At 74.9% G+C, this 10,440-nt stretch carries 8 protein-coding genes and 1 pseudogene; 6 read left to right on the top strand and 3 right to left on the bottom strand.

Annotated elements, in window-relative coordinates; translation table 11 throughout:
• The 5 genes from ABZY91_RS18940 (at position 1) to ABZY91_RS18960 (ending at position 7,432) form a co-directional block, all read left to right on the top strand.
• On the top strand, positions 1-2,148 hold the full coding sequence (locus ABZY91_RS18940; RefSeq protein WP_355403688.1) for an AAA family ATPase: 2,148 nt from the start codon (positions 1-3) through the stop codon (positions 2,146-2,148).
• Positions 2,145-2,900, top strand: coding sequence for a 4Fe-4S single cluster domain-containing protein (locus ABZY91_RS18945; RefSeq protein ID WP_355403690.1), 756 nt, complete (start codon positions 2,145-2,147; stop codon positions 2,898-2,900). The genes ABZY91_RS18940 and ABZY91_RS18945 overlap by 4 nt, the downstream gene beginning before the upstream one ends.
• The gene (locus ABZY91_RS18950; RefSeq protein WP_329876917.1) at positions 2,888-3,505 is read left to right on the top strand and encodes an FHA domain-containing protein; all 618 of its coding nucleotides are present in this window, start codon (positions 2,888-2,890) and stop codon (positions 3,503-3,505) included. Before ABZY91_RS18945 ends, ABZY91_RS18950 begins: the two co-directional genes overlap by 13 nt.
• Before the next feature lie 29 nt (positions 3,506-3,534).
• Positions 3,535-7,146 (top strand): hypothetical protein, encoded by a 3,612-nt coding sequence (locus tag ABZY91_RS18955; RefSeq protein ID WP_355403692.1) that lies wholly within the window; start codon positions 3,535-3,537, stop codon positions 7,144-7,146.
• Positions 7,147-7,306: 160 nt separating this feature from the next.
• Positions 7,307-7,432, top strand: coding sequence for a hypothetical protein (locus tag ABZY91_RS18960; RefSeq protein WP_355403694.1), 126 nt, complete (start codon positions 7,307-7,309; stop codon positions 7,430-7,432).
• Positions 7,433-7,523: 91 nt separating this feature from the next.
• On the opposite strand, the gene ABZY91_RS18965 is transcribed toward ABZY91_RS18960, so the two are convergent.
• The 3 genes and pseudogenes from ABZY91_RS18965 to ABZY91_RS18975 all read right to left on the bottom strand — a co-directional run.
• Positions 7,524-8,084, bottom strand: coding sequence for a hypothetical protein (locus tag ABZY91_RS18965; protein ID WP_329951308.1), 561 nt, complete (start codon positions 8,082-8,084; stop codon positions 7,524-7,526).
• Between the two features lie 618 nt (positions 8,085-8,702).
• Positions 8,703-9,551 (bottom strand): helix-turn-helix transcriptional regulator, encoded by an 849-nt coding sequence (locus ABZY91_RS18970; protein WP_355403696.1) that lies wholly within the window; start codon positions 9,549-9,551, stop codon positions 8,703-8,705.
• 27 nt (positions 9,552-9,578) lie between these two features.
• A pseudogene (locus ABZY91_RS18975) lies at positions 9,579-9,701 on the bottom strand (DUF6879 family protein); the annotation flags it as partial.
• 409 nt (positions 9,702-10,110) lie between these two features.
• On the opposite strand from ABZY91_RS18975, the gene ABZY91_RS18980 reads away from it, so the two are divergent.
• Positions 10,111-10,317 carry a DUF397 domain-containing protein gene (locus ABZY91_RS18980; RefSeq protein ID WP_355403698.1) on the top strand — a complete coding sequence of 69 codons (207 nt, stop codon included), beginning with the start codon at positions 10,111-10,113 and terminating at the stop codon, positions 10,315-10,317.
• The last annotated feature ends 123 nt before the right edge of the window (positions 10,318-10,440 follow it).

Here is a 10,440-nt window from a genome sequence, read left to right on the forward strand (position 1 = left end):
GTGAGCAGGGACGACACGAGCGGTGGGAACGCGGACGGTGGGAGGGCGGACCTTCGGAAGGACGCGGCGGCCGGTGCGGAGGGGCCCGACGGCGCCGGGGCGGGAGACGGTCCGCGTTCGGCGACGCCCAGTTGGATCCGTGAGCTGGACATGGCGCTCACCGTCTACCCGCAGGTGCTGCTGACGGGCAACGTCCGTGACCAGTACCTGTTGCCGGACGACCACGCCGCAGGCAGCAGCACCACGCTCGCCCCGTACACCCTGGGCGGGGTGATCGAATCGCTCTGCCTGGCCCGCGGTTACGGCGCGCTCGCCTTCGTCGACCAGGTCAACGACCGGATCGCCCTGCTCAGGCTGAGCGCCACGGTCGAGGAGGTCCCGGAGGTGATCCGGCAGTTCGCCGAACGCGACGAGCGGTGGCGCCGCAGCGGCGGCGCGGGCAACGGCGCGCCGGACGCGGACGACGAGGACGAGCCCGAGCTGCTGGACCGGCTGCGCGACGCGATGGTCGGCGTGGTCCGCCACCCCGGCCCGCCGATCGGACTCGTCGTCCCCTACGCGGCCCGGCTCGGCTCGGCCCGGGCACCCGTCGCGGGCGAGGCCGCCCGGCTGTTCGCCGCCGCCGAGGAGCTGGGCCACACCGCCCGACCCGTGCAGGGCAGCACGGTCGTGACGCCGTACAACACGGTGTTCTGGGTGGTGGAACGGCAGGAGGACCTGCCGATGGAGTTCGCGGTCGGCAGCCGCGCGGTGCGGGTGATCAACGTGCCGCAGCCGCCGCACGACCAGCGGCTGGCCGCCGCCCGGCACGTGGTCGGCGGGCTGGCCCGCTACCAGGCGGCGACCGGCGGCCAACTGCTCGACGCGGCCGAGACCGTGTCCGCCGCCAAGGCACTCGCCGACTCCTCCCACGGCATGGGCAGTTCGGAGGTGATGGCGATCGGGCGAATGGCGCTGGACCGCAGCCTCCCGGTGCAGCGCCTGGACGAGGCGGCCCGCCTCTACCGGATCGGCGTGCTCGACAACCCGTGGGCCACCGCGGCGCTGCGCGAGCGGATCGCGGACGGTGAGCGGTTCCTCAACGGCAAGGTGATCGGCCAGCCGTACGCCGTCCGCCGCACGCTGGAGATCTTCATGCGTTCGGCGGCGGGGCTGAACGGCGCGCAGTCGTCCAGCTCGCCGAGCAGGCCGCGCGGCACCCTCTTCCTCTCGGGCCCGACCGGTGTCGGCAAGACCGAACTCGCCAAGGGCGTCGCCGAGATGATCCTCGGCAAGGATGCCCGGCCGATCCGCTTCGACATGAGCGAGTTCGCCGAGGAGCACGCCCGGGACCGGCTGATCGGCGCCCCGCCGGGCTTCGTCGGCCACGACGCGGGCGGCGAGCTGACCAACGCCGTTCGCGCCAACCCGATGAGCGTGCTGCTCTTCGACGAGATCGACAAGGCCAACCCGCGGCTGTTCGACCTCTTCCTGCAGATCCTGGAGGACGGCCGGCTCACCGACGGACGCGGCGCCACCGTCTACTTCACCGAATGCGTGCTGATCTTCACGTCCAACCTCGGGATCACGGCGACCGTGGTGGCGGAGCAGTCCCGGGACGGCGGGCGGGCGGCGGCGGAGAACGGCGGCCCGGGCGGCGAACCGGTACCGCAGGCCGGCGAGCCGGCGCAGGCGGCGCCCGCCCGCAGCGGCCGGCGTCAGCTCACCCGGCACGACGACCCGGTGATCGTCCGTCAGGCGCTGCGGGAGGCCTTCGACACCTTCTTCAACGACCAGATCCGGCGTCCCGAGCTGCGCAACCGCTTCGGCGACAACTTCATCCCGATGGACTTCATGCAGGAGAAGTGGGTGCCGCAGATCCTCGACAAGGCGATCGCCTCGGTGGCGGGCCGGATCCGGGACGTGCACGGCGCCGAACTGACCGTCGCGGACGACGCGTGGGAGGTGCTGCGGGTCGAGGCGACCCGGCGGCTGGACCACGGCGGTCGCGGGGTCCTGACCGCCGTCGAGTCGGCGCTGGTCAACCCGCTGGCCAAGGAGGTCTTCCGGACCCTGCCGAAGCGCGGCGAGCGGATCGAGGTGGCCTCGGTCGAGGGCGACGGGGACGGCGAGGGCTACCGCGTCGAGGTGAACCGTTGGCCCGGGTGAGCGAGGAGTCGACGGACGGCGGGCCGGGCGGCGGGCGCGTCGCCGATCCGGCCGTCGGGCACGGTGCGGGGCCGGCCGTCGCCCCGGAGAGCCCGCCGGCGGCCCGGGTGAGCCAGGTCTACCGGCCGGTCACCTCGCTCGGCCCCGGCCGGCGGATGGGCGTCTGGTTCCAGGGGTGCACCCTGGCCTGCCCCGGCTGCATGTCCCGGCACACCTGGGAGCCCTCCGGCGGGCGGGAGCTGACGACGGAGCGGTTCGCCGCACTGTGGCGCGCGGCCCTGGCCGACGGGATCGACGGCCTCACCGTCAGCGGCGGCGAACCGCTGGAACAGGCGCCGGCCCTCGCCGCCCTCCTCGGCGCCGCCGACGAGGAGCGCCGCCGCGCCGGCCGGGCCGCCGACCTGCTGGTGTACACCGGCTGGGAGCCGGAGGAACTGGCCGCCGACCCGGCGACCGCCTCCGCACTGGCCGGCGCCGACGCGGTCGTCACCGGCCGCTACCGGGCCGGGCAGCCGACCCGGCTGGTCTGGCGGGGATCGGCCAACCAGCGGCTGGTGATCCGCACCGCCCTCGGCCGCGAGCGCTACACGCCCCACCTGGACCACCGCCCCGAGCGGCCGGAACTCCAGGTGCACGTCACCGAGGGCGAGGTCCGGGTGATCGGGGTGCCGCGCCCCGGCGACCTGGGCCGGATCGAACGAGACCTGGTCCGGCGCGGCGTGACCCTCCGGGAGACCTCGTGGCGACCGTGATCTACCGCTGCCCGGTGGGAGCGCCGGGGGAGTGCCCGACCTCCGGTACCCGGGGGTACTGCCAGGTGCACTTCTTCGTGGAGCTCGAACGGTACGACCCGGAGCAGGACGCGCCCCCGCCCCCCGGGCCCGCGCCGTCCGCGCCCGGTACCGCGTCGGCCGCCGGGTCGCCCGCGACCGTACCGGCCGCCGCACCCGAGGCGGCGACGCGGCCGGCCCGCGCCGCACCCGCACAGCAGGGGCGGCGGCCGGAGCCGGCCGCCCGTCCGGTGGTCCGGCTGGCGCTGGTGATCGCCGGGGCGCTGCTGCCGATCCGGGGTGAACGCCGGCGCGGGGGCTGCGGGTTGGCCATCGGCCGCGACGACCGCGACTGCGCCGCGATCCCCGGCCTGGCGGACCTCAACCAGCTCTCCCGGCACCATGCGGAGCTGAGCTGGATCGACGGGGTGCTGCACGTCAGGGACGTGGGGTCGACCAACGGCACCTTCGTCGACGACCGCCCGGTCACCGGGCCGACCGTGGTCTGGCCGGGGCACCGGCTGCGGTTCGCGCAGGACATCGACGTCCAGGTGATCGAGATCGACGAGTTCGGCGCTCCCCGGTGACCCGGGGGCGCGAGGAGGAGAACGGCGCGATGGCCGACACACCACCGGAACCGAGTCCGCCCACCCGCAAGCAGGGCCGGGGACAGGGGACGGGGCAGGGGACGGGACAGGGGAGGCGCCAGGACCAGGTCCCGGGCCAGGGGGCGAACCAGGCCCGGGGCGGAGGCCAGGCACAGGGCGGCGGCCGAAACCAGAGTCAGGGCCAGAGCCAGAGTCAGGGCCAGGGCCAGAGTCAGGGCCAGGGCCAGGGCCGGACGCCCGCGCAGGGCCGGTCGGGCGACGGCCCGACCGCTGCGAGCCCGCCCACCCGGGTCCAGCGCTCCGGTGGGCCCGCGAACGACGGCCGGACCGGCACCGAGGGCGGCGGGGCACCGGCCGGCCACCGGTCCGGCACCCCGACGGGCACACCCAAGGGCACCCCGACGGGCACACCGAGCACCCCCCGGTCCGGCACCCCGCAGGGAGCCCCGGCCGCTAGCCCGCCCACCCGGGTCCAGGGCGGCAGCCGTCCCCGGCGGACCGGGAACGGCACCGGAGGCACTACCGGCGCGACCACCGGTTCGACCGACGGCGCGCCCACCGGCGCCGACACCCCGGCCGCCGGGAGCGCCGTCCCCTCGCCGGCCACCCGGCTCCAGCGCGGCAAGCCCCCCGCTCCCGCCCCGGCGCGGACCCCCGCGCCCGGTGCGCCCACCCGCGTCCAGCGCCCCGGCGCGACCCAGCCCCCGCCGGCCCCCGGCGGGTCGGCGAGCCCGACGGCCGCCCCCTCCGAAGGTCCCTCCGCCGACCAGGCGGGAGCCTTCCCCACCGCCCTGACCGACCGCTACCACCCCGTCGGCCCGGCCGGTTCCGGCAGCGAGGGCACCGTGTGGCACGTCCGCCGCGCCGACGGCGGCGGCGACGCGGCCGTCAAGGTCGGCAACCCCGGCGTCCAGGCCGACACCGAACTCCTCACCCACCTCGGCGATGCCGCCTTCCGCCGCCACGTCCCCGAGATCCTCGGCCACGGGCGGATCGAGCACGCGGGCGCGCTCTGCGACTGGATGGCGATGGAGTACCTGCCGGTCACCCTGGCCGACCACGTCGCCGAGCTGCGCCGCGGGGGCAGGCTCGACCGGCCCGGTGAGACCGAGCGGATCATCCGCGAACTGGTCGCGCTGCTGGACTTCTGGCAGACCACGGTGGACCGCAACCCGGTGGACTTCAAGCCGGCCAACATCCTGGTCCGCGAGGGCGGCCGGTCCGGCCGCGGCGGTCCGGCCGCGCCCCAGTTCGTGGTGGCGGACTTCGGCGGCGTCGCCAAACTCACCGCCAGCCGCCGGTTCTCCGCCGACATGCAGGTCACCGTCGCCTTCATGGCGCCCGAGCAGCTCGCCGGGCACAACCACCGGGCCGGCCCGTGGTGGGCCCTGGGCACCATCCTGTACGAGGTGTTCACCGGCGGGACCCGCTACCGGCGGGCGGACGGCGGGCTGGTCAGCGACGAGGCCCTCCAGTACCGGCTGGTGATGGAGGACGTGGTGGACCTCGCCGCCGTCACCGACGAGCGCCGGAGGCTGCTGCTCCAGGGGCTGTTCACCAAGGAGCCGGCCGACCGCTGGACCGCGCCGCAGGTCCGCGACTGGTTGGCCGGCGGCAGCCCGGACGTGGTACGCACCCGGGTCGCCCCGGAGGCCCCCCAGGTCGAGACCGGGCCCGCGTACCGCCCGATCGCCTACCGGGGCGCCGACTTCCACGACCCGACGGCGCTGGCGGTGCGGATGCTCGCGGAATCGGGCGACGCGGCGGCCTGGCTGATGAGCGGAGGCGCGCGCAGGCTGCGCGACTGGCTGCGCGACGAGGTCAAGGACACGGCCCTCGACCTCCACTACCTGAAGGACGTCGACCGCGGCACCCCGGCGGACAGGTCGCGCGCGGCCTCGCGCGCGGTGCTGGCGCTGGGCGCGGTGTTCGCGCCGGAGGCGGTCCCGCACGTCCGGGACCGCCGGGTGGACGCGACCGGGCTGGCCCGGGCGGCCGGCGAGGACGGCACGGCCGCCTTCGTCGACGAGCTGATCGCCGCCGGGCTGCCGGCGCTGGCCGCCCGCTTCCGCTGCGGGCACGAAGCCTGCCCGGACGGGGCCTGCCGCCGGCTGCTGGCGCTGACCGAACTGCCCGCCGTGCTGGAGGCCGTCGGGCGGGAGGCCCGGGCCCTCGGCGGTCGCGGCGGGGGCCGCGGCGGCGGAGGCCGCGACGGACGCCTCACCGCCGACGAGCTGACGACGGCCCACCGCTGGGCCCTGCTGCTCACCGTCCAGCCCGATGCGCAGCGTCTCGCGGTGGTGCGGCGGGTCTCCGCACTGCCGGGCCCGCTGCGCAGGCTGCCGGCGCCCGCGCACACGGCCGCCACCGTCGTCGCCGACACGGCCGGCACCGCCCGTGCGGCCGTGCTGAGGGGCGAGCGGGACCGGTTCCGGCGCGCCTGGTCGGAGCTGCGCCGCCGCGCGCTGGCCGCCTCCCCGACCACCGCCGAGGGCCGGGCGCTGCTGGCCGCCGCCGCCGTGCTGCACGTGCGGAGGGTCCGCGCCGAGGGGGCGCGCCGCGGAGCCGACCGGGGCGCCTGGAAGACGACGGCGCGCGCCTGGGGACGGGGCGCCCGGAGCGCAGTTCCCCGGCGCGCGGCCGCGGCCGTGCTGCTGCTCCTCGGACTCGCCGTGACGCTCTGGGCGGGCGCGGTCTGGCGGATCGCCGTCGACGCCGGAGCGGGCGGAGCCTTCCTGCCCGACGGCGCGTTCGGCGGCCCGCTGCGGACCGCGGGGGACACGGCGGCCCGGGAGACCGTCGGACAGCTGGGCGCCGCCCTGGTCGCCGCCGTCGCGGTGGCCGCGTTCCCGGCCCGGATCGGCCGGCGGGTGCTCCTCCTGGTCGTCGCCGCGGCCTTCGCCGTCGGCTACCTGCGGCTCGGGCCGCCCATGACGGTGCTCAGGCCGCCGGCCGCCGTGGTCGAGCGGGTGGTGATGTTCGAAGGCGGCCTCGGCAGCTGGGCGGGTGTCGGGGCGGCGGCCGGGGTCGTCCTCGCCCTGGTCCTCAACGGCCGCTCCAACCGCTGGCTGCTCAACCCCGCCAACGAGGCCGAGGAACGGGCTGCGGGCGACCGCCGTCGGCTCGCCGCCCGCCGCCGGGCCCGCGGCGGCAGCCCGAACCGCTGGCGGACCGGCCGCGCCGGCCTCCGCGACCGGCTGCTCTTCGCCCTCGGCGGCACCCTCGTGCTGACACTGCTGCTCTGGGCGGCCGTCGAGGTCCGGCTCGTCGTCGGGCAGCCCCACCACCCCACCCCGGAGTCCTGGGGCACCGGCCAGGCCGGCGCCGCCTACCAGGCGGACTACCTGCTGCTGCTGGCCTTCCTCGCCCTCCTCGGCGCCGTGGCCGTCCCCCGGACCGCGCCCCGGATACTGGCCGGCTCGGCCCTGGGGGTGGTGGTCCTGGGAGCCTGGCCGCCCCCGCTCGGCCCGCTGGAGGCCCTGCGCATCCCGGTGCTCGGCAGCTGGTTCTCCTCGATCGCCGAGGTGTGGGGCCACGCCGCCTTCTGGGCCGCCCTGCTGGTCGCCCTGCCGCTCGCCTGCTACGTCGGGTTCTGGACGGTCCGCCGGGTGGCGGAGTGAACCACCGGACCACGCACGACGTGAGGTGAGGTCCCGACGCGACGGCGGACCCCCGGCCTGACGTCCGCCGTCCCCTCGGTCGTCGAGCAGCCGCCAGGCGGTGAGGGCGAGGGCGGCCCGCAACAGGCCCGCCGGTTCGGTGGGTTCGAAGCCCAGGGCCTTGGGCCTGCTCCAGCCGCCGGGCGACGCGGCTGCGGTGCAGGCCGGGGCGGCGCTCCGCTCCGGCCCGCCGCCCGCGTACGTCGCCGGCGCGGAGTTCGACCCGCCCCGCGACGAGACTGTCTGATCACGGCTTGCCGGTCGGGCTCGGTGCTGGCCCACATGGTCGGTCCTGGAGGTGAGGTTGCCCCCGGCCCGTCTGCGGCAGAGGACCGGTCCTAAGGCTCGATGAGACGGACGTACACGCCCTCGCCGAGCGGCCCGAACCCGTGGCGTTCCCAGGCGCGCCGGAGCCTGGCCACGGCTTCCTCGTCGGGCCTGCGGACCTCGGGGTCCTCGGACTCGAAGCTGCACGGTTCGTCCGGCCCGTGGTCGTGGATCGGAGCCGGGTAGCAGAGTGCGAGCGTCCCCGGGACAGCCAGGCGGCGGAGGGCCTCGACCGCCAAGCGCATCCCGACACCCTTCCCCCGCCACTCGGCCGAGACCTCGACCGACTCCAGCAGGAGCAGCAGCGACGGCCGCAGCTCGGCCAGCGACGGGGAGAGCCCGCCGTCCTCGGTGAAGATCACCCGCGGGATGCGGTCGAGAAGTCCCGGGTCCACCCCCAGCGCCTCGCGGGGATTCGGCGTGACACCAGGGATGACACGGGTGATGTCGGCGGTACCGAAGATCTTGGCTCCGTTCTCGTAGAAGCTGGCCCGCCACCGGTCCGCGTTCCTCGACCAGTCCGCGTCGGCGAAGTGGCGCGACTCGTACGAGATGACCAGACGGTCGGCCATCGGTGCTCTCCCTTGCAGTGGGGGGCAGGCCCCTCGCCAACACGCAGGAGGGGCCTGCCAGTGTGCCGGCAGCCGCTACTTCGACGGCTGCGCGGGCTTCTCCTCGGCGGGCTTGCCCGCGTGCTTCGGCGGGGGCTTCTCGTTGCCCTTGTGCTTGGACACGATGATCTCGACGGGCATGGGCGGGCTCCTCCTACTCGGCGGGGACGGTGTTGGCGCTGTCCGGCGTCGTGGGACCGGGCGGACGCTCGGGCGGGGGCGTGCTCATACTGGTACCTCCTCACACTGCGGGGTTCCCGGTCACCGGCAGGTGCCCGGGCCGTCCGGTGTTGCGGATCCCGCTCCGGCCGGCTGCCTGCCAGGGACGGCGGCCGGAGCGGGAATCTGAGAGGCCCACAAGGGCCGGTTCTGCGCCCACCGGGGAAACGGGCGGCGGCAGGCCCGTCCCGCGCGCGGCGTTGGCCCGCCCACACGCCGCCGATGCCGAACACCGGGGCGGCGTAGGGGTCTATCAGCGCAGCCGGGGGTCTCCTTCGCCGTGGCGGTGGGGGGTGCGTGATAGACCGTACGGAGTCGGCTACAGGCGGTGCCAGGAAATTGCGCCCAATTGCGCCGGGATCAGCGCAGGGCGTCTATCGCGCTGGTGAGCAGTGCGCGCGCTTCGCCGCCGTAGACCGCCATCTGCGACAGGGCCAGGAACGCGGCTGCGTAGTCCCTGACCTCCCTTGGCTCCGTATGCCTGAGATGGCCCACCGTCAGCTCGACGGAGACCAAGGCGTCATCAAACATGTAGAAGTCTTCGGCTGGAGACCGCGCACGGTCCGGCCGTGTCGGAATGATTCCCAGGCTGATGCTCGGAGAGGTGCTGACGGCTATCAGATGCCCGAGCTGGCCAGCCAACGTATCCCCGTCGCACACCGCCCCGCGTAGGACTGATTCCTCCAGCACCAAGGCAAACCGACGCGGGCCGGAGAACAGCATCCGCTGACGCTCCATTCGGGCCTCAACAGCGGCCTCCACATCGTCGATGGCGACTCGTGAACGCTGGATCGCCCGCAGGACGGCCGCCGTGTACTCCCGGGTCTGCACCATGCCGGGGACGACCTTGCTGGCGTACACCCGGAAGTGCCGCGTGCGCTCGTACAGGTCAAACACCGACTCCTGGGCCGCTCGCAACCCGGTGCGCTCCATGCGCCGCCACTCGGTGTACAGCGAGTCCACGGCCCGCGCGGCTGCGATCAGGTCCGGGATCCGGCCCTCCGCGCCGCAAGCGCGGCACCATGCCCGGAGATCGTCCTCGGACGGCGCAGCCTTGCCGTTCTGGAGTCGGGAGGTCTTGGCGGGGTGCCAACCGCACCGGGCAGACAACTCCTCGCCCTTGAGCCCCGCATCCTTTCGGAGCTCCGTGAGGCGGTTGGCCAGGGCCTTTCGAGCAGCGACAACGCTGGACGATGGCGACGACGACATGTGCTGACTGCCCGGTGTTCGCTGGAATCAAGTGATCTTGTACTGGTCGTGCGGCGTGGCCCGTTCCCACACGGCCTCGAAGGCGAGGGAGCAGAGTTCGACGGCCGCCGGGTCCTCGGTGGCCTCGTCCTGGATCACCAGATCCCTGGTCTCTTCGTCAACGAAGATGGCCGGGGAGTTTCCATCCGGGGACTTGTCGTCCTTCCAGATCAACCGTAGTGCCACCGCGCCCTCCTGCGTCCAGGTAGTTGCGTCTTCTTGCAATACAGTCACTCCTGCTGAAGGCCAGGGCGTCAAGAGGGCACGCGAGCAAGCCGGGAGCCGAGGAGCGACGAAGGCCCCGACCGCCCAATTCGTCGGGCGGCCGGGGCTGGTGTGCTGGGGTGGTCGGATGCGGTTGCCCCAGCGGTGGGCGGCGAGGCTGCGGGCGGCTCCGCCGGGGAGGGTGTGGCCGTCGAGGAAGCCTTCCGGTGGTCAAGAGCTACGATCGGCTCCGGATCGAGGCCATGAATCAGGCCGACTCGCCGGCGATGATCCGCTCTGTACGGAGGGACCTTGAATGGATGTCGGCCTGATCGGCGCCCGCTGGATCAAGAGTTCATATAGCGGTGGGGGTGGGGCGTGCGTCGAGGTCGCCGACGGCTGCCCCGGGCTCATGCCGGTCCGTGACTCGAAGGACCCCGACGGGCCCGCCCTCCGCTTCCCCGCCGATGCCTGGCGGTCCTTCGTCGCCGCCGTCCGGGCGGGCGAGTTCGGCGGTATCTGAGCAGTGCCCCGGCCCGGCCGTCCGGTGTGCCGGGCGGCCGGGCCTCTCCCTGCCGCTTGTTGTTGACCGGGGGCGGGTGGTGCGGTTGTCTGCCGTGGACGGGTGGGCGACGGGGGAGGTCAT

It is taken from the genome of Kitasatospora sp. NPDC002965, from assembly GCF_040611255.1.
In the GTDB taxonomy this organism is placed as follows: Bacteria; Actinomycetota; Actinomycetes; order Streptomycetales; family Streptomycetaceae; genus Kitasatospora.

Bases quoted from the DNA above. Each gene is read 5' to 3' on its own strand.
- ABZY91_RS18965 (WP_329951308.1), bottom strand. From the start codon at position 8,084: ATGGCCGACCGTCTGGTCATCTCGTACGAGTCGCGCCACTTCGCCGAC.
- ABZY91_RS18980 (WP_355403698.1), top strand. From the start codon at position 10,111: ATGGATGTCGGCCTGATCGGCGCCCGCTGGATCAAGAGTTCATATAGC.
- ABZY91_RS18970 (WP_355403696.1), bottom strand. From the start codon at position 9,551: ATGTCGTCGTCGCCATCGTCCAGCGTTGTCGCTGCTCGAAAGGCCCTG.
- ABZY91_RS18955 (WP_355403692.1), top strand. From the start codon at position 3,535: ATGGCCGACACACCACCGGAACCGAGTCCGCCCACCCGCAAGCAGGGC.